The 23,897-nt window shown below is 52.9% G+C and carries 23 protein-coding genes; 8 read left to right on the forward strand and 15 right to left on the reverse strand.

Going from position 1 to position 23,897, the window contains the following annotated elements; genetic code table 11:
- The first annotated feature begins 154 nt into the window (after positions 1 to 154).
- The 3 genes from HYQ67_RS15900 to HYQ67_RS15910 all read left to right on the forward strand — a co-directional run bounded on the left by HYQ67_RS15900 (position 155) and on the right by HYQ67_RS15910 (position 2,859).
- Complete coding sequence (locus HYQ67_RS15900) at positions 155 to 625, forward strand: winged helix-turn-helix domain-containing protein (protein ID WP_202304994.1); 471 nt, start codon at positions 155 to 157, stop codon at positions 623 to 625.
- Between the two features lie 111 nt (positions 626 to 736).
- Positions 737 to 2,140, forward strand: coding sequence for a M24 family metallopeptidase (locus HYQ67_RS15905; protein ID WP_202304998.1), 1,404 nt, complete (start codon positions 737 to 739; stop codon positions 2,138 to 2,140).
- On the forward strand, positions 2,137 to 2,859 hold the full coding sequence (locus HYQ67_RS15910; RefSeq protein WP_202304999.1) for a substrate-binding domain-containing protein: 723 nt from the start codon (positions 2,137 to 2,139) through the stop codon (positions 2,857 to 2,859). The genes HYQ67_RS15905 and HYQ67_RS15910 overlap by 4 nt, the downstream gene beginning before the upstream one ends.
- Here the strand turns inward: HYQ67_RS15910 and HYQ67_RS15915 are convergent.
- The 4 genes from HYQ67_RS15915 to HYQ67_RS15930 form a co-directional block, all read right to left on the reverse strand.
- Positions 2,846 to 3,598 (reverse strand): ABC transporter ATP-binding protein, encoded by a 753-nt coding sequence (locus tag HYQ67_RS15915; RefSeq protein WP_202305001.1) that lies wholly within the window; start codon positions 3,596 to 3,598, stop codon positions 2,846 to 2,848. The two genes, HYQ67_RS15910 and HYQ67_RS15915, sit on opposite strands and share 14 nt — an antisense overlap.
- Positions 3,595 to 4,599, reverse strand: a complete 1,005-nt coding sequence (locus tag HYQ67_RS15920) for a FecCD family ABC transporter permease (RefSeq protein ID WP_202305002.1) — start codon at positions 4,597 to 4,599, stop codon at positions 3,595 to 3,597. Before HYQ67_RS15920 ends, HYQ67_RS15915 begins: the two co-directional genes overlap by 4 nt.
- Positions 4,586 to 5,641 carry an ABC transporter substrate-binding protein gene (locus HYQ67_RS15925; protein WP_202305003.1) on the reverse strand — a complete coding sequence of 352 codons (1,056 nt, stop codon included), beginning with the start codon at positions 5,639 to 5,641 and terminating at the stop codon, positions 4,586 to 4,588. The genes HYQ67_RS15920 and HYQ67_RS15925 overlap by 14 nt, the downstream gene beginning before the upstream one ends.
- A 66-nt stretch (positions 5,642 to 5,707) precedes the next feature.
- Positions 5,708 to 6,895, reverse strand: a complete 1,188-nt coding sequence (locus HYQ67_RS15930) for an aminoacetone oxidase family FAD-binding enzyme (protein ID WP_202305004.1) — start codon at positions 6,893 to 6,895, stop codon at positions 5,708 to 5,710.
- 229 nt (positions 6,896 to 7,124) lie between these two features.
- Here HYQ67_RS15930 and pitA point away from each other — a divergent pair, with 229 nt between their 5' ends.
- Entirely contained in the window at positions 7,125 to 8,627 is a 1,503-nt protein-coding gene (pitA, locus tag HYQ67_RS15935; protein ID WP_202305008.1) for an inorganic phosphate transporter PitA, read from the forward strand.
- Between the two features lie 138 nt (positions 8,628 to 8,765).
- Here pitA and uspB read toward each other — a convergent pair whose 3' ends face one another.
- Positions 8,766 to 9,101, reverse strand: a complete 336-nt coding sequence (uspB, locus tag HYQ67_RS15940) for a universal stress protein UspB (protein WP_202305010.1) — start codon at positions 9,099 to 9,101, stop codon at positions 8,766 to 8,768.
- A gap of 344 nt (positions 9,102 to 9,445) precedes the next feature.
- On the opposite strand from uspB, the gene uspA reads away from it, so the two are divergent.
- Complete coding sequence (uspA, locus tag HYQ67_RS15945) at positions 9,446 to 9,883, forward strand: universal stress protein UspA (protein ID WP_202305012.1); 438 nt, start codon at positions 9,446 to 9,448, stop codon at positions 9,881 to 9,883.
- An 87-nt stretch (positions 9,884 to 9,970) separates the two neighbouring features.
- On the opposite strand, the gene rsmJ is transcribed toward uspA, so the two are convergent.
- Both rsmJ and prlC read right to left on the reverse strand, forming a co-directional pair.
- Complete coding sequence (gene rsmJ, locus HYQ67_RS15950) at positions 9,971 to 10,729, reverse strand: 16S rRNA (guanine(1516)-N(2))-methyltransferase RsmJ (protein WP_202305014.1); 759 nt, start codon at positions 10,727 to 10,729, stop codon at positions 9,971 to 9,973.
- A 25-nt stretch (positions 10,730 to 10,754) separates the two neighbouring features.
- Positions 10,755 to 12,797, reverse strand: coding sequence for an oligopeptidase A (prlC, locus tag HYQ67_RS15955; protein ID WP_202305016.1), 2,043 nt, complete (start codon positions 12,795 to 12,797; stop codon positions 10,755 to 10,757).
- Between the two features lie 170 nt (positions 12,798 to 12,967).
- Between prlC and HYQ67_RS15960 the strand changes: the two genes are divergently transcribed.
- Positions 12,968 to 13,810 (forward strand): 23S rRNA (adenine(2030)-N(6))-methyltransferase RlmJ, encoded by an 843-nt coding sequence (locus HYQ67_RS15960; RefSeq protein WP_202305018.1) that lies wholly within the window; start codon positions 12,968 to 12,970, stop codon positions 13,808 to 13,810.
- A 9-nt stretch (positions 13,811 to 13,819) separates the two neighbouring features.
- On the opposite strand, the gene HYQ67_RS15965 is transcribed toward HYQ67_RS15960, so the two are convergent.
- Positions 13,820 to 14,227 carry a polymer-forming cytoskeletal protein gene (locus HYQ67_RS15965; RefSeq protein WP_202305019.1) on the reverse strand — a complete coding sequence of 136 codons (408 nt, stop codon included), beginning with the start codon at positions 14,225 to 14,227 and terminating at the stop codon, positions 13,820 to 13,822.
- Positions 14,228 to 14,289: 62 nt separating this feature from the next.
- Complete coding sequence (locus HYQ67_RS15970; protein WP_202305020.1) at positions 14,290 to 14,520, reverse strand: hypothetical protein; 231 nt, start codon at positions 14,518 to 14,520, stop codon at positions 14,290 to 14,292.
- Between the two features lie 220 nt (positions 14,521 to 14,740).
- Between HYQ67_RS15970 and gorA the strand changes: the two genes are divergently transcribed.
- On the forward strand, positions 14,741 to 16,093 hold the full coding sequence (gene gorA / locus HYQ67_RS15975) for a glutathione-disulfide reductase (RefSeq protein ID WP_202305021.1): 1,353 nt from the start codon (positions 14,741 to 14,743) through the stop codon (positions 16,091 to 16,093).
- Positions 16,094 to 16,263: 170 nt separating this feature from the next.
- Positions 16,264 to 16,596, forward strand: a complete 333-nt coding sequence (locus tag HYQ67_RS15980) for a glycine zipper family protein (RefSeq protein ID WP_202305022.1) — start codon at positions 16,264 to 16,266, stop codon at positions 16,594 to 16,596.
- Positions 16,597 to 16,639: 43 nt separating this feature from the next.
- Here HYQ67_RS15980 and HYQ67_RS15985 read toward each other — a convergent pair whose 3' ends face one another.
- The 6 genes from HYQ67_RS15985 to HYQ67_RS16010 form a co-directional block, all read right to left on the reverse strand.
- Positions 16,640 to 17,335: a DUF1120 domain-containing protein gene (locus HYQ67_RS15985; protein ID WP_202305023.1), complete on the reverse strand. Its 696-nt coding sequence runs from the start codon at positions 17,333 to 17,335 to the stop codon at positions 16,640 to 16,642.
- Between the two features lie 150 nt (positions 17,336 to 17,485).
- Positions 17,486 to 18,190 carry a DUF1120 domain-containing protein gene (locus HYQ67_RS15990; protein ID WP_202305024.1) on the reverse strand — a complete coding sequence of 235 codons (705 nt, stop codon included), beginning with the start codon at positions 18,188 to 18,190 and terminating at the stop codon, positions 17,486 to 17,488.
- Between the two features lie 100 nt (positions 18,191 to 18,290).
- Positions 18,291 to 18,986, reverse strand: a complete 696-nt coding sequence (locus HYQ67_RS15995) for a DUF1120 domain-containing protein (protein WP_237391284.1) — start codon at positions 18,984 to 18,986, stop codon at positions 18,291 to 18,293.
- A 162-nt stretch (positions 18,987 to 19,148) separates the two neighbouring features.
- On the reverse strand, positions 19,149 to 19,835 hold the full coding sequence (locus tag HYQ67_RS16000; RefSeq protein WP_202305025.1) for a DUF1120 domain-containing protein: 687 nt from the start codon (positions 19,833 to 19,835) through the stop codon (positions 19,149 to 19,151).
- Positions 19,836 to 20,628: 793 nt separating this feature from the next.
- Complete coding sequence (locus HYQ67_RS16005; RefSeq protein WP_202305026.1) at positions 20,629 to 22,266, reverse strand: STY4199 family HEPN domain-containing protein; 1,638 nt, start codon at positions 22,264 to 22,266, stop codon at positions 20,629 to 20,631.
- A 115-nt stretch (positions 22,267 to 22,381) separates the two neighbouring features.
- Complete coding sequence (locus HYQ67_RS16010) at positions 22,382 to 23,800, reverse strand: aminotransferase-like domain-containing protein (RefSeq protein WP_202305028.1); 1,419 nt, start codon at positions 23,798 to 23,800, stop codon at positions 22,382 to 22,384.
- Between the last annotated feature and the right edge of the window lie 97 nt (positions 23,801 to 23,897).

The raw sequence follows: 23,897 nt of genomic DNA on the forward strand, positions 1-23,897 counted from the left end.
TACATTTATTGCCTTTCGTTAGCCGTCTAAAGACCCCAGGATACATTTTAACATTCAAATAAGACACTTTAGTTTTATCTTAAGGCTATGATTGGATATCCTCTCATCAGACACTAACTTCACGCAATGCTTACGAATTTATTCGAGGTGTACGTTGTATAGCAATCAGGGATCGAAAAATAATCTTAATGGTAGCGAAGCCAGTTCGTGGCCTCCCGGTAGCACCAGCAATAAAGACAATCGTGATATGGTGTTATTTGGCTACAATCTTTACAATACAGCATTGGTTAATATAAAAGAGTCTACAATTACTTCTATCACCGTCCAGAACGTCGGTAAGACAATCATTCTCAAAACCACCATGATGCGTTTATTTATTTTTTTTCTGAACAGGGGCACCGATCGCTTAATCTCTGTCGATGAAATACTTAAAGAAGTTTGGGATAATTATCATCTTAGCTCATCCAGCCAGCGTCTGTGGCAGGTGTTACAATCGCTTAAGACAAAACTTGGCACGCTAGGGATACCGGATGACTTTATTGTTCGTACAGAGGCAGGCGGCTATCGCGTAAAAATCGAGTTTGTCATCCCTTTGTATTACCAACGCAAAAAGGTTTCATCATAGTTAAGCGACTTTATTTCTATGCCATCGGAAGTATGCTGCTCGTCCATTTTCAAACCAGAAGAAATGGTATGCTCGGGAAACAACTTCAATTGATTTATGGAAAAGTTTGTTATGCCGCTTTCTCCTTCATCCTTTCGCCTTACTTCCGTAGAGCAGCCAGCGAGCTATCCTGGTTTGCCGAGCATGACGCTGCACGCCCGGACAATTCAGGAACGGCACAGCAAAGTCCTCCAGCAAATGGCCAGCCAGCAGCTCGACACGCTTATTGTCTATGCCGATAAAGAACACGGCGGTAATTTTGAATACCTGACCGGGTTTATCCCACGCTTCGAGGAGGCGCTGCTGGTATTGCATCGTAATGGGAAAGCTGTCCTCGTCCTCGGTAATGAGAACCTCAAGCTGGCACAGCACTCTCGCATTCCCGCTGATGTCGTTCACGCCCCGTGGTTCTCCTTGCCAAACCAGCCAATGGACACCGATTTGACACTGAAAGAAGTTCTGCGCAGTGCGGGGCTCAACGATCAAAAGCGTGTGGGTATTGCTGGCTGGAAACTATTTACATCTAATAGTGAAGACAACAAGTCTCTGTTTGATATCCCAACTTTTATTTTTCAGGCAATTCAGTCGGCCCTGGGGGCTGATACCCTCCTGCTGAATGCGACAGATATCTTTATTTCACCGTGGTTTGGTGCAAGAACCGTCAACAACGCCAATGAAATTGCCCATTATGAATACGGAGCAAATCTGGCCTCGAGCGCCGCGTTAACTGCGCTAAATGCCGTGGAAGCAGGGAAAACGGAGAAAGAGATAGCGGCCCTGCTCGCAGCCGACGGGCAGCTGAACAATGTCGTCACCATAGCCGCAACGGGCGAGCGCTTCGAAAATGCCAATCTCTACCCATCCGATAAACAGATTCAGCGCGGCGATAAGTTTTCGTTAACCGTGAGCTATAAAGGCGGGCTGACCAGCCGGGCGGCATACGTAGTCAATAACGCCGATGAGCTTGAACCTGAAGTTCGGGACTATCTTGATGTGGTTGCCATCCCTTATTACCACGCGGTAGTCAGCTGGCTGGAATACATCAAAGTTGGCGTTAAGGGCCATGAAATCTACGATCTGATTGAGCGGGTTTTACCGAAAGCAGAATATCACTGGCACCTGAATCCGGGGCATCTGGTAGCTGATGAAGAGTGGCTATGTTCGCCCATTTCACCCGAGTCGGAGATCCTTCTTGCAAGCGGCATGCTGCTACAAATCGATATTATTCCGTCCCGTAAAGGCTATGCGGGAGCCAGTATAGAAGACACTATCGCACTGGCGGACGAAACTTTGCGGCAGGAAATCGCCACGCTATACCCGCCGCTCTGGCAACGTATTATGGCTCGCCGGAAATACCTTAAAAATGTGCTGAACATTCATCTGCATGAAGATGTTCTGCCGCTGTCGAATACTGTTGGCTATCTCCGGCCCTGGCTGCTGGATAAAACAACCGCACTGGTCAGGAGTGACAAATGACATCTCCTTTACCTGTCCTGGCAGCAGGCAGCCTGCGGCTGGCCTTCACTCCGCTGATGCAGCGCTTCACTCAGGCCACGGGCATCGCAGTAGACGTAAAGTATGGCCCGGCAGGGCTGCTAAAAGAGCGCATTGAGGCGGGCGAACCGTGCGCGCTTTTTGCTTCGGCTAATCGCGCTCATCCACAGGCCTTGCTAGCTGCGGACAAAGCATTCAGCACACAGACCTTTACCTGGAATCGCCTGAGCCTGACGGCTCGCCACAAAGCAAACTGGCTGGATTTGCTGCGCAACCCGGGTTTACGCATCGGAACCTCAACGCCAGGCTGCGACCCATCGGGGGATTACACCTGGGCGCTGTTCGACGGGCTTGAACGGCTCGAGCCGGGGCTGGGTGAAAAACTTAAGAAAAGAGCGTTTCAGCTGGTCGGCGGCAGGGATACCTTAAGTGTGCCGAAAGGCGAGCTGGCGAGCGCGTGGGTGATTCGCCGGGGGCTGGCAGACGTGTTTATCGGCTATGCCCACTACGGGCTGGCGCTGGCAGACCAGCCGGACGTGCAAAGCATTACTATTCCCGACGAGCACAATATTCTGTGCGAATACCAGCTAGGGCTGCTAAGCCAGTCAAAAGAAGCTCGCGCGCTGGCTCAGTTCATTACCGATCGCGAGGGACAGGATATTCTGACCGCAGCAGGCTTTTTGCCCGCTACTTATCGATAGTAAAAAGCGGCACCAGACAGGACGCTGAAGACCCTTCCAGGCTGACCCTGCGGAGCGGCAGGCCGTAAGCGCGCTGCATGTTCTCTTCGGTCAGAACGGCATCGGTTTCCCCCGCCAGCCATTTCCCTTCGGGCAGCAGGAGCAGCGTATGCGTCGCCACCTGCTGAGCGTGAACGGGATCGTGGGTGCTGAACACCACGCAGCGGTTTTGCCGGTGGGCCAGATCGCTTATCAGCTGCAAAACCACCTGCTGATTGGCCAGGTCCAGCGCCGAGCAGGGTTCATCCAGCAGCAGAGTCTGGCTGGCGGTAACAAGCGCTCTGGCAATCATCACCAGCTGCTGTTGGCCGCCGGAGAGCGCCGTGAATGTCTGCGAAGCCAGATGACCGATATTGAGCTGTTCGAGTGCCTCGGAGACTCGCCTACCGTCTCTGCGTCCCGGCAGGGAAAACAGCCCGACGTGGCGCGCCCGCCCCATTAGCACGACATCGCGCACGGTATAGGGAAACGGCAGGTGAAAATGCTGTGCCACAATGCCCACGCCCCCTTCGCTGCTGAAACTCCCGCCCAGCGGCTTTAGCACGCCGCTCAGCGTGTCGAGTAGGGTGCTTTTTCCCAACCCGTTGCGTCCAAGTACGGCCCAGATTTCTCCACGCTTACAGCTGAAAGTTAACGGCTCGAAGAGCGCTTCTCTGTGCCCATACTGAAGTTGCTGAACGCTCAGCGTTGTGGATGTCATTGGCGGGCCTTACGGCTGGAGCGGATTAACAGGAAGGTGAACAGCGGCGCGCCGAGCAGCGCGGTGATGATGCCCAGCGGGATCTCCGCCTGCGTCAGGGTGCGGGCCAGGTCATCCACAACAATCATAAAGCAGCCGCCGAGCCAGAACGACGCGGGCAGCAGGCGGCGATGGTCGACCCCGACCAGCAGGCGGGCCAGATGCGGAATAACCAGCCCAACCCAGGCAATGCTGCCGCTCACGGCGACCTGGGCCGCAACCAGAATCGCGCAGCAAACTAACACCGTCCGCCGCAGCGGCACCACCCTCACGCCCAGCGCCCTGGCGTCCTTATCATTAAGCGAGAGCAAATTTATGCGCCAGCGCAGCTGGAACAACAGCGCTGTAGCAAGCGCCACCGGGACGGCAAGCATCGCGACTTTGTGCCAGTTCGCCGTCGCAAAGCTGCCCAGCAGCCAGAAGACGATATTGGGCAGCGTCTCTTCGGTATCGGCCTGGTACTGGATCAGGCTCACCAGCGCGGCAAAAAAGCCGCTCAGAATAATGCCGGAGAGGATCAGAATCAGCGCGTTTTCCCGCCCCTGTAACGCGGCAATCGCGTAAACCAGAATCAGCGCGGTGAGGCCAAAAGCAAAGGTTGAGCCCATCATCGCAATCGGCGGCAGGCCAAGCAGAATCGCCAGCGCGCCGCCAAAAGCGGAGCCGGAAGTGACGCCGATAATATGCGGATCCACCAGCGGATTATGAAACACCCCCTGCAACGTAGCGCCGCATAAGCCAAGCGCACCACCCGCCAGCAGCGCAATCAGCACGCGCGGCAGCCGGACGGACCAGACAATCTGGCTCGCCATGCCTTCAGGATGGGAGAAGTGGATGAGCTGGTGGAAAACGTCGCTCAGGGCCAGCGGATACTGCCCCAGGCACAATGAGCCAATACCCAGCACCAGCGCCGAAACGATCAGCGCCGGCTGCAGAAACAGGTCTGATTTACGGCTTAGCATCGGACTGCCAGGTTACCCGGTAGAAACGCTGATAGTAGTCCTGTGCCAGGGCATCAACGTCCACGTTTGTATAGGCTTTCGGATAGAGCTTTTTCGCCATCCACAGTTCGCCAACCGCCAGCGCTTCCGGCATCGGGTAGCCCCAGGCCTTAGCGTACTCAGGCATCAGCCACACGCGATGGTTTTTCACCGCATCAACGGCCTGCCAGTTGGGATCGTTCATGATCTGCGTCACCACCTGTGGGTAGCGATCCTGCACGAAGATCACCTGCGGATCCCACTGTAAAACCTGCTCCAGCGAAACCTGCCGCGCGCCCTTCACGCTTGCGGCGGCCACGTTCAGCGCCCCGGCGTGCCTCATCATCAGGCCCGTGTATTTACCCGATCCGTAAGTATTCAGATCGGGGTTCGCCATATAAACGCGAACTCTTTTGCTATCCGGAATACCGCTCACCGGCGCGTTGTATTTTGCCCGCGCGTCGAAGGCGTATTTAATCAGCGCCTCGCCCTGGGTATTGCGGTCAACCACGTCGGCAATCAGGCGGATCCCCTGCTTCAGCCCTTCGTTGTAGGACTGCTCTTCGTCCTTCATCGTGGGGTTCATTTTGTTCTGCTGCCCCGCCGCATCTTTACGCAGCGAAATCGCCACCACCGGAATGCCCGCAGTTTGAATCTGCTGGATCATCTCCGCAGGCGCGTAGTTGGCGACAAACACCACCTGCGGATGGAGCGCCAGCAGACTTTCAATATTAGCCTGAGTAAGGTCGCCGGGCATCGGCAGAGAATTTATGGCGGGCATGAAACGAGCGAAGCCAGGGCCGAGCTGTTTCTTCCAGCTCTTCAGCACGCCAACAATGTCTTTATCAGCATCAAGCTGAACCAGAAGGTTTAGCGTCTGGTGCTGCAGGACAACAACCCGGTCAACATGGTCGGGCAACGTAACCTGACGGCCCAGCTGGTCGGTGATAACGCGATCCGCATGGGCAGAAAAAGCGAGGAAAAGCGTGGCGCAAGCGAGCGCGATACTGCGAATGGTTTGCATAGGGAGCTTCAGGGCAAGGAGTGGATTCGCTATATAGCTTATTATATAGCGAATCGAGGGGCAATCTTAGCGCAGCGCCTCAGCGCAGGCCCAGGCCGAACTCCACGCCCACTGGAAGTTATAGCCTCCCAGCCAGCCGGTGACGTCCATCACTTCGCCGATAAAGTACAGGCCCGGCACTTTTTTGGCTTCCATGGTGCGGGATGACAGCTCGTTGGTATCCACCCCGCCGAGGGTCACTTCTGCGGTGCGATAGCCTTCCGTGCCGTTGGGCTGTACCTGCCAGTTTTGCAGTTTATCGCAAAGCTCTTCCTGCTGGCGAACGTTAAGCTGTTTTAGCGTGACGTCCGGGATTTGCTCCAGCTGCTGCAGGCACTCCACCAGGCGTTTTGGCAGCTGCATCGCGAGGGTATTTTTCAGGCTCTGATTCGGGTGGTCGTTGCGCTGCTCGCTGAGGAACGCCTCCAGATCGGTGTCGGGAAGTAAGTTAACGCTCACATACTCACCAGGTTCCCAGTAGCTGGACAGCTGCAGCACCGCCGGACCGGAGAGGCCACGGTGAGTGAAAAGCAGGCTTTCGCGGAAGCTCACGCCATTTTCAGCGGTGATAACCGACGGCACGGAGACGCCGGACAGCACCTGAAGCTGTTCAAGCAGCTGCTTATGCAGCGTGAACGGCACCAGGCCCGCGCGGGTGGGCAGCACCTTCAGGCCAAACTGCTCGGCCACTTTATAGCCGAATGGCGTTGCGCCCAGGCCCGGCATCGACAGCCCGCCGGAAGCAATCACTAACTTGCCGGTCCGCACGCTGTCCCCATTAAGCTGGAGGGTAAAACCCTGCTCATCGCGCTCAATGCCCAGCACTTCGCTGCGCAGGCGCGTGGTAACCTTACCTTTTTCGCACTCCGCCACCAGCATCTCGACGATCTGCTGTGCGGAGTCGTCGCAGAACAGCTGGCCGAGGGTTTTCTCGTGCCAGGCGATGCCGTGTTTATCCACCATGCCGATGAAATCCCACTGGGTATAGCGCGCCAGGGCAGATTTACAAAAATGCGGGTTCTGGCTCAGATAAGCCGCCGGCTCGGTATAAAGATTAGTAAAGTTGCAGCGACCCCCGCCAGACATGAGGATTTTACGGCCCGGTTTTTTACCATTATCGATAAGTAACACGCGGCTGCCCGCCTGCCCGGCCATTGCCGCACAGAACATTCCAGCTGCACCCGCACCAATAATAATGGCATCAAACTTTTCCACGACCGACTCCCGTCTATGCTTAAGGGGTGGAATTGTAAAGATCTGCGGCTGGTCGCACCAGCCTAAAGCGTGTTAACAATTGCAGGTCACTGAAAAACAAAATGTAAATATTTTCGTTGTTTAACTCTGACAGGACGAACATCAAGAAAAGTCTATATTTCTCTTGGCGCATCTGGTCGTTGTCTTACATAATGCGCCGCGTTCATGTCCTCAAAATGGCGTAACGTCTATGCTACATTTGTTTGCTGGCCTCGATATGCATACGGGCCTTTTATTATTGTTAGCTCTGGCATTTGTTCTCTTCTATGAAGCGATCAACGGCTTTCATGACACTGCAAACGCAGTGGCAACCGTCATCTATACCCGCGCAATGCGATCGCAACTTGCGGTGGCAATGGCTGCGGTATTTAACTTCCTCGGCGTTCTGCTCGGTGGGCTAAGCGTGGCGTATGCGATTGTGCATATGTTGCCAACAGACCTGCTGTTGAACGTAGGGTCCGCACATGGCCTCGCCATGGTGTTCTCTATGTTACTGGCCGCTATTATCTGGAACCTCGGCACCTGGTACTTTGGTCTGCCGGCCTCCAGCTCCCATACGCTTATCGGTGCCATCATCGGTATCGGTTTGACCAACGCACTGATGACCGGCTCCTCGGTGGTCGATGCGCTTAATATCCCGAAAGTTATCGGGATTTTCATGTCGTTAATCCTCTCCCCGATCGTGGGTCTGGTGATTGCGGGCGGACTCATCTTCTTGCTGCGTCGCTACTGGAGCGGCACGAAGAAAAAACGCCGTATCCACCTCACACCGGCCGAGCGTGAGAAGCAGGACGGCAAGAAAAAACCGCCATTCTGGACCCGTATTGCCCTGATTATTTCCGCTATTGGCGTAAGTTTCTCTCACGGTGCAAACGACGGTCAGAAAGGCATTGGTCTGATCATGCTGGTGTTGATCGGCGTGGCCCCTGCGGGCTTCGTGGTCAATATGAACGCCTCTGGTTACGATATTGCCCGTACCCGTGACGCTATCACCCACCTTGAGCAGTATTACGCTCAACACGGTGATGCTATCCAGCACGTGGTGGATCTGAATCCGGCCATTCCAACGCCTGAAGAAGCAAAGGATGCCAGCAAACCTGCTGAATTCCACTGCGACGCAAGCCGTGCGCTGGGTGCAGTACAACGCGCCAAAACGTTGCTGGGTAACATCGACAGCTATGACAAACTAAGCGTCGAGCAGCGTAGCCATATGCGCCGCCTGCTGCTGTGTATCTCTGATACCGCTGAGAAAGCCGCTGCGCTGCCGGAAACCAAGCCGGAAGACAAACGCTTCCTGAAAGAGCTGAAAACTGACCTGCTGCATACCATCGAGTACGCCCCTATCTGGATTATCATGGCGGTCGCTCTGGCGCTCGGCTGTGGCACCATGATTGGCTGGCGTCGTGTGGCCACCACTATCGGTGAGAAGATTGGTAAGAAAGGCATGACGTATGCGCAGGGTATGTCCGCGCAGATGACGGCCGCCGTCTCCATCGGTATTGCGAGCTACACCGGGATGCCGGTTTCCACCACCCACGTGCTCTCTTCCTCCGTTGCGGGGACGATGCTGGTTGACGGTGGGGGTCTGCAGCGTAAAACGGTCACGAATATCCTGATGGCCTGGGTGTTCACCCTGCCGGTCTCGATTTTATTGTCGGGCACGCTGTACTGGATTTCGCTGCACTTCGTGTAGGTTGTTGCGGTGTCGGATGACGCTTCGCTTATCCGACCTACAAAATCTGCATTTCGTGTAGCGTCAGGCAAAAAAACAAAAAGCGGGTCAGTTTACTGTCCCGCTTTTTTTTATGTGCTGTTTAAGCATTCGTTATCCCTAGTGCCAAATCATTAAGCCAATCAGGCTTATCACCACCAGGCCGCAAAGCGCGCTGGTCAGCATAAACTGGCGACGAAGCCGTTCACAGCGGCGAATAAACTCATCATCATGATGGTCCAGATAGCGCTGGGCGTAGATATAACGCACCAGACGAATCTGCTTGCTGGGCTGACCGTGGGATGTAAAAAAGCCGCCGCCGTCGACGTACTGATAAAGCAACGGATCGCATCCACGAAGCACCACTAACAAAGCGCGCAGTGAAGAGTAATAACGCGCCATATTCACCAGACAAACTACGCAAAGCGCCCAAAAGAGCGCAACGGTGCTGATCATGTTTCCCCCTCGGCGTAGCCACGGAGCAGCGCTCCGGGACAACCGCTCACCCCGAATACCTCGACAGACAGTTCAGCAATCAGAAAGCCACCGGCTCACATAACGCTTCCGGAACGGCTTCTTTAATAGTGTAGGAGATCCCCTAATTTTTTCGCCATAAGGTTAACCATAATCAAGACGGTAAACGCTATTTTTGGCTTGAATGTTTAAAAGGGTGGCGCATTGACGGGTTTTATCATTAGGGATAGGGTAGAAATAGCATCTACAATTGAAGTCCTTACGCCGGAATTTGTTCTGCGTGGGTTCCAGGCAGGTCTGTGACAACTTATGGAAGGAGTATAATTATGGCTTACAAACACATTCTGATCGCGGTAGACCTCTCCCCGGAGAGCAAAGTCCTGGTGGAAAAGGCCGTGTCTATGGCTCGTCCATACAACGCGAAGGTTTCCCTGATTCATGTCGATGTAAATTACTCCGATCTCTACACCGGCTTGATCGACGTAAACCTGGGGGATATGCAAAAGCGTATTTCTGAAGAGACGCACAATGCGCTGAGCGAGCTGTCTACCGGCGCAGGCTACCCGATTACCGAGACCTTAAGCGGCAGCGGTGACCTGGGCCAGGTACTGGTCGACGCCATTAAGAAATACGATATGGATCTGGTGGTCTGCGGCCACCATCAGGATTTCTGGAGCAAATTGATGTCCTCAGCGCGCCAGCTGATCAACACCGTACACATCGATATGTTGATTGTCCCGCTGCGTGACGAAGACGAAGATTAATCGTTCTTAACCGTAGGGCGGATAAGCGAGAGCGCCATCCGCCAGTTTCAACAGAGGGCGGATGGCGCAAGCTTATCCGCCCTGGTTTCAGGCTAATTCCGCGGTTCCAGAGTAAATATCAAACCGGTGTCCCTTAGTCACCACTGCATTCTTTGTTTCAACTCCCCCGAGCGGCGGCGCGTAATCCGGGCGCTTCACCACCACGCGTTTAGTTGCTAACAGGCGCGCTGGGGCAAGCAGGCCATCGGCATCTTCGTCCGGCCCCACCAGCGACTGAAACACCCGCATCTCTTTTTTCACCAGCGCGCTTTTCTGCTTGTGTGGGAACATCGGATCCAGATAAACCACCTCCGGGCGCGGCGTGATATCGCTTAACGCCGTCAGGCTTGAAGCATGGATCAGCTGCAGTCGCTCCTGCAGCCAGCCGCCGATCTCCGCGTCCTGATAACCACGGCGCAGGCCGTCATCCAGCAGCGCGGCAACCACCGGGTTACGCTCCAGCATCCGCACGCGGCAGCCCACGGACGCCAGCACAAAGGCATCCCGACCCAACCCCGCCGTGGCGTCCACCACGTCTGGCAGATAGCCGCTTTTGATACCAACGGCCTTCGCAACCGCCTCACCTCTGCCACCGCCAAACTTACGGCGATGCGCCATCGCACCAGAGACAAAATCGACGAAAATGCCGCCGAGCTTTGGCTCATCGCGCTTGCGCAGTTCGAGGCGTTCCGGAGTAAGTACCAGCGCCATCGGGGCGTCTTCGTCGTGGGTAAGCCCCCAGCGCTCGCTCAAAAGCGATAAGGCGCCGGAGTCGGCGCCTGATTCAGTCAATAAACAGATTTTCACGAAATGGTTCAGCCCTTGATGCCCATTATCCCTTGATACCATAGTGGTCGAGCATGGCATCCAGCTGCGGCTCGCGGCCACGGAAGCGTTTGAACAGCTCCATCGGCTCTTCGGAACCGCCGCGGGTCAGGATGTTATCGAGGAAAGACTGCCCTGTTTCGCGGTTAAAGATCCCCTCTTCTTCGAAGCGGGAGAACGCATCCGCTGCCAGCACGTCGGCCCACAGGTAGCTGTAGTAGCCCGCCGCGTAGCCACCGGCAAAGATGTGGCTGAAGGCGTGCGGGAAACGGCCCCACTTCGGTGATGGCACCACGGCAACCAGCTTCTTAATCTCTGCCAGGGTTTCCAGCACTTTCGCGCCGTGCTGCGGGTTAAACTCCGCGTGCAGACGGAAGTCGAACAGGCCGAACTCCAGCTGGCGCAGGATAAACAGCGCCGCCTGATAGTTCTTGGCCGCCAGCATTTTCTCTAACAGCGCCTGCGGCAGCGGTTCGCCGGTTTCGAAGTGGCCGGAGATAAACGCCAGCGCCTCCGGCTCCCAGCACCAGTTTTCCATAAACTGGCTCGGCAGCTCGACCGCATCCCACGGCACGCCGTTGATGCCGGAAACGCCCGCCGTTTCGACTTTAGTCAGCATGTGGTGCAGACCGTGGCCGAACTCATGGAACAGGGTGATCACTTCGTCATGGGTGAACAGCGCGGGCTTGCCGCTGACCGGACGGTTGAAATTGCAGGTCAGGTAGGCGACCGGCTTTTGCAGTGAGCCGTCTGCCAGGCGCATCTGGCCAACGCAGTCGTCCATCCACGCCCCGCCGCGCTTGTTTTCGCGGGCGTACAGGTCGAGGTAGAAGCTGCCGCGCAGCTCGTTTTTCTCGTCGTACAGCTCGAAGAAACGGACGTCTTTGTGCCAGACGTCAATGTCCTTACGCTCTTTGGCAGTGATGCCATAGATGCGCTTCACGACTTCGAACAGGCCAGCTACGGCGCGGTCTTCCGGGAAGTACGGGCGTAGCTGTTCGTCGCTGATGCTGTACAAATGCTGCTTCTGCTTTTCGCTGTAGTAGGTGATATCCCACGGCTCCAGCTCATCAACGGTAAACTCTTTCTTCGCGAAGGCACGCAGCTGCGCCAGTTCGGCTTCGCCCTGCGGACGCGCGCGTTTGGCGAGATCGGTCAGAAACTCCAGCACCTGCTGCGGATTTTCCGCCATCTTGGTCGCCAGTGATTTTTCAGCGTAGTTGCCAAAGCCCAGCAGCTCCGCCAGCTCGTGGCGCAGTGCCAGAATTTCTTCCATGACCGGGGTGTTATCCCACTTGCCCGCATTTGGCCCCTGGTCGGAGGCGCGAGTGGCATAGGCACGGTACATTTCTTCACGCAGGGCACGGTTGTCGCAGTAAGTGAGCACTGGCAAATAGCTTGGAATATCCAGCGTCAGCAGCCAGCCGTCCTGCTCTTTCGCTTCCGCCTGGGCGCGGGCCGCCGCCAGCGCGCTTTCCGGCATCCCGGACAGTTCGGCTTCGTCAGTAATCAGCTTCGACCAGCCCATGGTCGCATCAAGCACGTTGTTGCTGTAGGTAGAGCCCAGCTCGGAAAGACGGGCGGCGATTTCACCGTAGCGCGTCTGTTTTTCCTTCGGCAGGCCGATGCCGGACAGTTCGAAATCACGCAGCGCGTTATCAACGGCTTTTTTCTCCGCCACGCTCAGTGCGGCATAGTTGGCACCGTCACGCAGATCGCGATAGGCCTGATACAGCCCTTCGTGCTGACCGACCCAGGTGCTGTATTCGGACAGCAGCGGCAGCGTCTGCTCGTAGGCTTCACGCAGCTCCGGGCTGTTCTGCACGGAATTCAGATGGCTGACCGGCGAGAAAATACGCCCCAGACGATCGTCCACTTCCGCCAGCGGCTGGCAAAGGTTCTGCCAGCTGTACGGCGCGCCCTGCGCCACCACGTTTTCCACCGCAGCACGGCAGTCGTCCAGCGCCTTTGTCACGGCCGGGACAACATGTTCAGGTTTGAGGGAAGAAAACGGAGGAAGCTCGAAAGGGGTCAACAATGGATTAGTCATAAGCGCGGTTCCTGTAATTGGGCAAGTTGAGCGCTCATCTGGCGCTCTCAAAGGCAATCTCTTTAACATGAGGCTTAGTGTAGTTAATTTCAATGCCGGGCGAAGGGCATAAGGCTGTATACTGTGCAGATTAGTTGTTCTTCTTTTGTCTTTTGGAAACCCTGCAAGCCATGCTCAGTTATCGCCACAGCTTTCACGCCGGCAACCACGCCGACGTACTGAAACACACCGTTCAAAGCCTGATTATTGAATCCTTAAAAGAGAAAGAGAAGCCGTTTCTTTATCTCGATACCCATGCAGGCGCTGGCCGGTACAAGCTGAGCAGCGAACATGCCGAACGCACCGGCGAGTATATGGAAGGCATCGCCCGTATCTGGCAGCAGGACAGCCTGCCGGAAGAGCTGGAGCCGTACATCAGCGCCGTTAAAGCGCTTAACCACAGCGGCAATTTGCGCTATTACCCTGGCTCCCCGCTGATTGCGCGCCACCTGCTGCGCGAGCAGGACAGCCTGCAGCTGACCGAGCTACACCCGTCGGATTTCCCGCTGCTGCGTTCTGAATTCCAGAAGGATAACCGTGCCCGCGTAGAGCGCGCCGATGGTTACACGCAGCTGAAGGCTAAGCTGCCGCCGGTATCCCGTCGCGGCCTGATTCTGATCGACCCGCCTTACGAAATTAAAACCGACTATCACGACGTGGTGAAGGGCATCAGCGAAGGCTACAAACGCTTTGCGACCGGCACCTACGCGCTGTGGTATCCGGTGGTTCTGCGTCAGCAGATAAAACGCATGCTGCGCGAGCTGGAAGAGACCGGCATTCGCCGCATTCTGCAAATCGAACTGGCCGTGCGCCCTGACAGCGACCAGCGCGGCATGACCGCTTCGGGAATGATCGTGATTAACCCGCCGTGGAAGCTTGAGCAGCAGATGACAAACGTGCTGCCGTGGCTGCACAAAACGCTGGTCCCGGCGGGTACGGGTTCAACGACCCTGAGCTGGGTCGTGCCAGAGTAATCAGGCGCTTCACTCGCCCTGCGCTAAAGAAAGAACCGCTGCATCCTCAGCGGTTTTTTCATTCTGCTTTTTATCAATTTTCACGACACGTTCAGGCTCCGGCGCTTTATTCTGAATCTGCATGCGCTCTGATGATCCGATAAATGAACCTCCCGGACGGATTGACAAAGCACTGGTGCGAATTATCCCCTCCATTTCACCATGCTCAAGGATTTCGATCTTCTCGCTGATACAGGTGCCCAATACGCGCCCGTTAATAATAATATTTGGCGCGGTAAAATCCCCTTCAATAAAGCCGTTACGCATAACGTGAAGAATGCCATCTTTAAGCATAACCGTTCCCGTTAATTTGCCATAAATGTGAATATCTCCATCAATCTCCAGTGAGCCTGTGAACACAGATTCCGAAGCAATCACCGTGCAGCGCCGCGCGGGCTGTACGGCAGTGCTAGCCTCCTCAGGTACAGATGGCATAGTAGTCAGAGTGGATACCCCGGAGGCTGCTTTATTTTCAACGGCCTCTTGCTCTCTTTTTTAAACATTTTAAATCCATTTTTTATTATATTAAAATTTAGAAGGGCTAATACAAGCCCACCGACAGTCAGAAATATCATTACGGGATAATGTAATACATAACAGGCGAGGGCAATAATCCAGCCCAACCAGACAAACCAGAGGCTGGCATTTTTCTTTTTTTGGTCAACAATCATTGTTGATCCGGAAATTAGTCATCATCGTCCTTTCCAGCGGGTCATCATCCTGAGGAAGAGTTTATATAAAAAGTAATTATCCATGCTATGAATACTTATTTAACCGTAGGTAAAACATGAAAGATGCGCCCTATCACAGCCATAGAAGCACCCTTTGCGGGTTTGTGAACGAAAGCGTTACAATCCGACTATTCGATTTTCACCTTATGGAAACCTGCAGATGACCAAACATTATGATTACCTCGCCATCGGCGGCGGCAGCGGCGGCATCGCCTCCATTAACCGTGCGGCAATGCATGGGCAGAAATGCGCGCTGATTGAAGCAAAAGATCTGGGCGGTACTTGCGTGAACGTAGGTTGTGTCCCCAAAAAAGTGATGTGGCATGCGGCGCAAATCGCCGAGGCGATTCACAACTACGGCCCAGACTATGGTTTTGATACCACGCTAAATAAGTTCGACTGGGACAAACTGATTGCCGCCCGTACTGCTTACATCGACCGTATCCACACTTCCTACGACAATGTTTTGGGTAAAAACAACGTGGATGTGATTCGCGGCTTTGCTAAGTTCGTGGATGCGCATACCGTAGAAGTTAACGGTGAAACCATCACCGCAGACCATATCCTGATTGCTACCGGCGGCCGCCCAAGCCACCCGAACATCCCTGGTGTAGAGCACGGTATTGATTCCGATGGCTTCTTCGCGCTGCCAGCGTTGCCTAAACGCGTTGCCGTTGTGGGCGCAGGCTATATTGCGGTGGAAATCGCAGGTGTGATTAACGCTCTGGGTTCTGAAACACACCTGTTCGTGCGTAAACACGCGCCGCTGCGCACCTTCGACCCGCTGATCGTGGAAACGCTGCTGGAAGTCATCAACACCGAAGGCCCAACGCTGCACACCCAGGCCGTGCCAAAAGCGGTAGTGAAGAATGCCGACGGCAGCCTGACGCTGGAGCTTGAAGATGGCCGCAGCGAAACCGTAGATTGCCTGATTTGGGCAATTGGCCGTGAACCGGCAACGGACAGCTTCAACCTGGCCGTGACGGGCGTGAAAACCAACGCCAAAGGCTATATCGAAGTCGATAAATTCCAGAATACCAGCGTGCCGGGCATTTATGCCGTAGGGGATAACACCGGCGCTGTAGAACTGACGCCGGTTGCCGTTGCTGCTGGCCGCCGACTGTCCGAGCGCTTGTTTAACAACAAGCCGGATGAGCACCTGGATTTCAGCAATGTTCCTACCGTTGTGTTTAGCCATCCCCCTATTGGCACCGTAGGCTTAACTGAGCCGCAGGCGCGTGAGCAATATGGCGATGACAACGTGAAAGTCTATAAATCCTCCTTCACCGCGATGTATACCGCCGTCACCTCTCATCGCCAGCCGTGCCGCATGAAGCTGGTCTGCGCGGGTGCGGATGAGAAGATCGTGGGTATTCACGGTATCGGTTACGGCATGGACGAAATGCTGCAAGGCTTCGCCGTGGCGCTGAAAATGGGTGCCACGAAGAAAGACTTCGACAACACTGTCGCGATTCACCCGACAGGCTCGGAAGAGTTTGTGACTATGCGTTAATTCGCATTTCTGCTGGCTTAGACGGGTTTGGGGGTTACCCCTGGCCCGTTTTTTTATTTCCAGAGATGTCACCTGAAAAACTGTTTAAATTTAAATAAAAGATCCGTAACTCATAAAATGAACAACGCTATCATGACGATGTTCATTTTATGATCCCCTGAGAGAAGTTCATGAAAAATTACATTCCTGCATTATTAGTTTGTGCACTTGCATTTTCTGGCCAGGCACTGGCTATGGACAGATCTGCGGGCGGTGCGCTGGCAGGTGCTGCCGTAGGTGCAGCAACGGGCAAAAGCGTGAAAAGTACCGTTAGCGGCGCCGTTGTTGGCGGCGGTACCGGGGCGATGTTTAAACATGGCGATACAGGCAAGGCCGCGCGTAAAGGTGGTGCCATTGGTGCAGCCGTAGGCGGTGTTGCGGCAGCCACAACGGGTAACAGCGTACTGAAAGGTGCAGCCGTTGGTGCGGGGACTGGCGGCCTGGTAGGTCAGGCAACGCATTAATCCACTATGGCGGCCGTCAGGCCGCCATGCATTATGCAGTAGATTACTGGTAGTACAGTTCCAGCGTGCTCAGACCGTCGAGCTGAATATCATGTGTCAAATCTAACTCTGAGCCTTTATTTAAATAAGCCTCAACCTGAATTTTCCCCTGCAGATTTTCAAATGCCAGAGGAATGGTGCTGCCCTGCTCTGACCACGAAGTTAATGTATCAGAGTCATGCGCATAAAGGCTTGAACTGGGTTTCGGATGCCAGCCTGGAATATAAGGAATCATATAGATTGAAGAGACATCTTTGCTATCCGCGCTGACATCAGCCAGTGCAAGGCCATATCCGCCAATATTAACAGTACCGTCGACACCTAACCCAACGGCAGGATAGTTCGCTATATTAAATAGCGGCGTTGGCGCATAAGCGGCGCCACCGGCACCTTCGTCAGCGCCTGCGGTAGTGCCTGGTCGCCCATTCATCGTATGAATAGATACTTTCGTCGGCGCTCTGCAGCTAATAGAAAAATTCAGCGTCTTTTGTTCGAGTGCAGTATAGCTATCAGCGCTAAGGGTATGCGCTTTAATCATACCATAATCAATAATCCCGCCTCCGGAGATGGCTGGCATACAGGCAGCAGGAGATATAGTCCCAGAAACTTTAACATCAACGCTTTCAACTGCCAGCGCAGATGTCGCTGTTAACGTCAGGAATACTAACAGAGATTTTTTTTGGGGTATTGATATAAACATGCTTCATTCCTTTTAAAAAGAATCTATTCCGGCATGCATTCACCCTTAAACGTAAACACCTTCGCGAAGTAGACTCCTGATGTTTAAGATAATAGCCATTAGAATATTTTTTTGCCTTGCCGCTTTAACGGCAAGGCTAATTTTAGCTCATTACAGATAAACCAGTTCAATAGTTGTCAGGCCATCGAGCTGGATGTCGTGCGTCAGATCCAGTTCTGAAGCTTTGTTGATAAACCCTTTAATGGAAACAGTACCACTCAGGTTTTTAAGCGATGCTGGCGTGTTATCACCGGTACCTACTTTCCATGAGACATTAGAGACACTGTTAACATCATAAGCGGAATTCATATAGTTATTGGACCAGGTAGGATTACCCTCTCTCTGGATGATAGATGTCGTATCACTGCTGCTATCAATAGTTACGTCGCTGAATAACACCGAATAGCCGCCAATTTTACGCTCACCGTCTAACCCCAGGCCGACAGCAGGATAAAACTCAGAAGTCGTACCGTAGCTTATTGGAGAGCGTCCTGCCCCTGCAGCACCTTCAGTAGCTCCAGCCAGTGAATTTAAACGGCCATCAATTGCTTTCACGGCAACTTTTGTCGGTGCATCACAGGAGATTGTTAGATTCAGTTTTTTCTCATCCAGAATGGTGTAATTATCGCTAGATAAGACATTTGCTTTGATCGTGCCATAATCTGCAACACCACCGCCTGAAATTGTCGCAGAGCATGCATCTGGCGTAATGGTACCAATAACCTTAACATCAACGCTTTCGGTCGCCATTGCGGATGTTGCGGTTACTGCCAGTACCGCCAGTGCACAAGCTGATTTTTGCATTACTTTAAACATGATTTATTCCTTTATATAAAGAACCCGTCCCGGCCTGTATTCAGTCCTGAATGCAAACTATCCCTGGGAGCAGGTTCATAAGATTTAATTTAATGAAAGATTACAGATAAACCAGTTCGATAGTTGTCAGGCCATCGAGCTGGATGTCGTGCGTCAGATCCAGTTCTGAAGCTTTGTTAAGATATGGTTTTACCGCAATGTCACCAGTAAGCGTGGTGAAAGCCATTGGTACGACAGCACCTTTTTCGGCCCAGGAGACATTTCTCACTGAAGTGGTATCGTAAATATCCCCATCAACGTCTATATCCCAGTTGATGGCGCTGTTACGATAAATGGTATCCACGGCAGCATTATCAGCAAGTACGGTTGAGGTCAGGACGCGAACGCTGTAACCGCCAATTTTTGATGTACCATCAAGCCCTAACCCTACGGCGTTCGCAGCGCTGATATCAATACCCGATGGCCGACGTCCGGCCCCACCAGCGCCCTCGGTTGCACCAGCAAGGGTATTTGGACGGTCGTTAACTGCTTTAATAGCGACTTTAGCCGGAGCACTGCAGCTAATACCAAAGGTCAGCGTCTTCTCTGACAGCACGGTATAAGCATCGGCAGAAAGAGTATTGGCACGAATAGTACCGAAATCAACGACGCCACCACCAGAAATAGTCGGAGTACAGGCACCCGGTGTAACGGTACCAATAACCTTCACGTCAACGCTTTCGGTTGCCATTGCGGATGTTGCGGTTACTGCCAGTACCGCCAGTGCACAAGCTGATTTTTGCATTACTTTAAACATGATTTCTTCCTTTTATGTAAAGAGTCTGTTCCGGTTTATATTCAGCCCTGAATACAAACTGTCCATGGATAGCAGACTCATGATGGTTAATTTAACAATATCATTGCCTTAAAAAGGCCATCATTTTTCCACCAGATCCCTGGAGGAAATAAAATCCTTACCTTACAGATAGTAGAGTTCCAGCGTACTCATGCCATCCAGCATAATTGGCCTGGTTCTATCCAGCGCCGAACCTTTATTAAGATATGACTGAACGTTCAAAGTGGCGCTTAGCATCTCAAAAGCTTTTGGCGTCGTGGTATTTTTAGTTCCCCAGGTCGTCAATAGCTCGGTATTATTATTAACAATGGCCTTACTTTCATTGACGTGCCAGGTTGACTCACCAATGTTATGCATAAGAAGAGTGGCTTTTTCTCCATCGACCAGAGAATCAGACAGTGACAACGTATAGCCACCTATTTCTTCACCTCCTTCATCGTCCTGTATAATGAAAGGAATATTGCTTGCCTTAACAAAGGGGATCTTAGAAACGACCTCCTCGCCTGAAGCAGACACTTGACCAGCCTGCTTAGTAGGCCGGCTATTAACGGATTTCAGCGCAACCATAGTGGGTGCAGCGCAATTGATGGAGAGATCCAGCTTCTTGCCTGCCAGTACATTAAAATCATCTTCCGACAGCGTTTCCGGTTTAATCGCACCATAATCGACAACACCACCGCCGGTTAGCATCAGGACGCAGGCCGAGGGAGCAATAGTACCGATAACTCTGACATCGACGCTTTCTGTCGCTAATGCATTATTGATACTGAAGGCTAAAAACAAACCTACATATTTAAACTGCTTGTGCATAAAAATCCTTTTAATTCAATTCACTACCCCGACGAATACCACCCTGTACGCGTTCGGTTAAAAAATGCAAAGAAAATGAGTTAGTCTCCTCTTTGCTATCGCTATCTGTTACTCATAAATTTATAACTATCTGTTTTATAGTTTTTTTATGGCGTAATTAGATTTATTTGGCTAGCTTGCCCGCTATTCTATGCCCGGGAGAGGAGCAGCGGCAATACAGTTCATTTTTTCGTATGTAAGAACTGAAAGCCACATTTTTAAGATTTATAAGCCATGAATAATTTGAAACGCAGGATATAACACCACCTGAACGTATTTTTTCAAGATTATTTATTTGCACAGTTATTGGCATGCACATCAACCGAAAATTGCATTTTTTGCATTTAATCCAGCAAAAAATGCTGATTAATTATCTACGGCAACAATTGAGAAACCATTTTGCGGGACTCATTTCATATCATCAAAATTACTCCCTTAAAAAACATAAAGTTAAAAACAGGAGAAATAAAAATGTTAAAATATGGTAAAACAAAACCAAATTTAAAGTGAGATAATCCCTGGAAGAACCGCAGAGTTCATTAGTGCAGCAACAAATAAAACGCTAAGTTGTTAAATAACAAATATCCAATAACATCATCATGTTATATGCGAAGCGTCGTACTAATTAAGCGACAAGGTGTTGAAGGCATGCCGTTGAATCAGTTTTCGTGAAATTGCCTGTTCCACCCCGGCACATAACCAGGGGCAGCCCTCATAATCGGAAAGAAAACGTCAATGAGTGACCAGTCGGGTTTTACCGAATCGCTTTATAGACTGCCCGCTGAATATCTACCTCATCGCTTTTTACTGGCTCGGGCTGCCGCCCCTGCGCTTTGGCTTCTGCATACTGCTTTTTCGCCACCGCCTGCCGCTGCACTGCTCGTTCGAGATCTTCTTTCTGTCGCCTCACCGTTCCCGGCTTGCTGCAAAATGCTTTCAGAAACTCTTTACGCTTCGCGGTCAGGCTTTGCCCATCTTTCATTGCCTGCGTCATGGTATTAATCATTCTTCGGCAAGGACGGACTTCATCCATTTGCGAGCGATACTGGAGCAAAGTGGTCAGAGCGTCATCGCTATCTGCCGCAAGAGCCGGTTCAGCGAATGAAACCTTCCAGCTCATGCCCCCCTGCATAAATAGCCGGATAACAGGTGAGTCTCCGCGTTCGATGGCTGAACGCAGGTTAAATTCATCCCAGGTGATCCCCATATTCGCCAGCTTATCCCGCGGGCTGACCTTTTCCGGCGCTTGCTCTGCCGCCTGAACCGTCGTCGCGACTTCCGGTGCCGGGGGATCCTGCTGCTTATTCATATCGTTAACGATAGTAAGCACAAAAATCACCATGCCAATGACGCCAACACCGACCATCGCCCACAGCGCAACGGAGGCGGTATCGGCGACATCGCGCTTTTTACCGCTGTCAGCCTTATCCACCCGTTCGATGGAGTCCTTTATCTCACCCGTATCTCTGCCCGTCGCTTCATATAGCCTGTACGCACGGTCCATATAATCTTCCAGCTCAGCCTCGTCGCAAGAGAGCAGAATCCGTGGATTCACCTTCTTACGTCCTTCATCGCAGGCTTTCTGGATGGCATCGCTTATTTCGTCATAATAATTGTCGAGTAAAGCCGCCTGGGCACTGGAAAGCGAACGGTTCTCCATAAGGGCATTACGGAGCACGCGAACGTCATCCAGGAAAGTTTGCAGCGTTTTACGCTGATCGATAAACAGGCTTAATTGTGACGTACTTTGATAAAGGGTGGCGTAGTGGCAGGCAAATTCTTTTTTATCCACCAGCAGCTGTGCCAGTTCGCTAAAACGCATGCCGCTGAGAATATCGCCCCGCTCGGCATTTTTAAGCCAGCCTTTGACTTTGTCGGTGCCGAACTGCGCTTTCAGCTGGCTAACCAGCTGGGTCTGATTTACCCAGGCGCTGTTAATGATACCGCGCAGCATCAGCTCAATGCCGCGGATCTGCCTGCGGGCCGTGTTATTCACCCTCTCGTCAGCATCGTTTACGTCGGTCGAGTAATTCAGCAAAGGCTGTTTACTGCGAACCAGCTCGAGAAAACTGATAAAGCGTAGCGCGGCAATCAGCTGATTATCACTGACCTCCTGCCCACTTTCATACTGGGGTACAAGCTGCTGAAGGTGGCGTAGCGATAGCGTAAACTGCGACATCTCCGCGTCATTCAGGTTAAGGCGACGAGCCACTGCCGCCCAGCTTCCCATCCCCTGTCGAGCCATTTCAAGCTGCTGGAAAAACCATTGCGGGTCTTTGCCCCCGGCAACGCGAATTCTTAATAGTGGCAGGATCTGTAACGAGGCCTGACGTATCACACCCAGGCAAGTTTCAAACTTATCCCGTATCAGCAGCTGTGCGGTGCTGGTCATGGTTTTCCTTTATCAGTAAACGGCGTAAAAACGCCTGATGCGGTCATTGCGCATCAATCCATCGACGATGGTATTTTTATGGTTGCAGGTTTGAGTGGAGTAACTAATTAAAAAGCTAAGTATTTTCCAGTACATGCCCCAGCGCCTCACCTGTCTTACGCAGAGCAGCTTCAAGCGCTGCATCAACCGGCAAAGCATAGTTCAGGCGAAGACAATTGCGATATTTTCCGGAAGCCGATAAGAGCGACCCCGCCACCAGATGGATCCCCTCTTCACGTAGCGCACAACAGATGGGGACAAGATCGATATTCTCAGGAAGTTCGACCCACATAATAAACCCGCCCTGAGGGCGGCTAACGCAGATACCACATGGGAAATATTGCCGAACCCGGCAGGTGAACACTTCGAGATTACGCTGGTAAATCTGCCGCATACGACGCAGATGACGATGATAGTGGCCGTTACGAATAAACTCAGCCACGGCATATTGAGCCAGCGTGCCCGTGCTGCCCGTGCCGATGTATTTCATATGCAGGGCCCGGTCGAGATAACGTCCGGGAATAATCCAGCCCACCCGTAATCCTGGGGCAAGCGTTTTAGAAAATGAACTGCAAAGCAGTACGCGCCCATCGATATCCAGAGACTTGATCGCCATCGGGCGCGGATATTCGTAGGCCATTTCGCCGTAAACATCATCTTCAATAATCGCAATATCAAAGCGCTGGGCAAGGCAGAAAACCGCTCTTTTCCGCTCTTCAGGCATGATAAACCCAAGCGGGTTGTTGCAGCTGGGCACCAGAATCACCGCTTTGATCGGCCACTGTTCCAGCGCCAGCTCTAATGCCTCCACGCTGATGCCCGTCACGGAATCGGTCGGGATCTCAACAACTTTGATGCCGAAAGCACGCAGCATCTGCATGGTGCCGTGAAAAGAAGGGGACTCCACCGCCACGATATCACCCGGCTCGCACACGGCACGAATGGCAATCGAGAGCGCTTCGTGACAGCCATTAGTAATTAAGATGTCGTCGCTGCTAACCACACAGCCGCTGTCGAGCATCAAACGTGAAATCTGCTGGCGCAGGGCGCGCATGCCGTAAACGCTGTCATAGCCGAGCAGCTCGGGCTCCTGATACTGAGCGATGCGCCCAAGCTCCCGCCATAAAGGTTTGATGGTCGGCTGGGTCACATCAGCATTTCCACTGCCCAGCGCCACCATCTCCCGCTCTTCACGAGCGGTCAGCTGTTCAAGTACCGCATCCCACTGGGTAATCTCCACGGGGCGCTGCACCGGACGAGTCAGCTGGGGAACCGGAGGCTGCGCTTTGCGCTGGGTAACGAAATAGCCGGAACGCGGCTGCGGGGAAATAAGCTGCCGATCTTCAAGAAGATGGTAAGCCTGCTGAACGGTACTGATACTGACGCCATGTTCGCTACTCAGGCTTCGTACCGAAGGCAACCGCTCGCCGCTGCGATACAGCCCCTGTTCGATACGTTCCGCCAGTAAAGAGGCGAGATGTTGATAACGCGTCATGCTGTATCCTCTCGATTAACAATACAGACCCCGAAACCAGTACAGATTCTCAGGAAAAACACCATTCAGTTCATGTTTTAGCGCGTCTGTATGTTAA

Source organism: Dryocola clanedunensis subsp. sulfonylureivorans (assembly GCF_016756775.1).
Taxonomy (GTDB): Bacteria; Pseudomonadota; Gammaproteobacteria; order Enterobacterales; family Enterobacteriaceae; genus Dryocola; species Dryocola clanedunensis.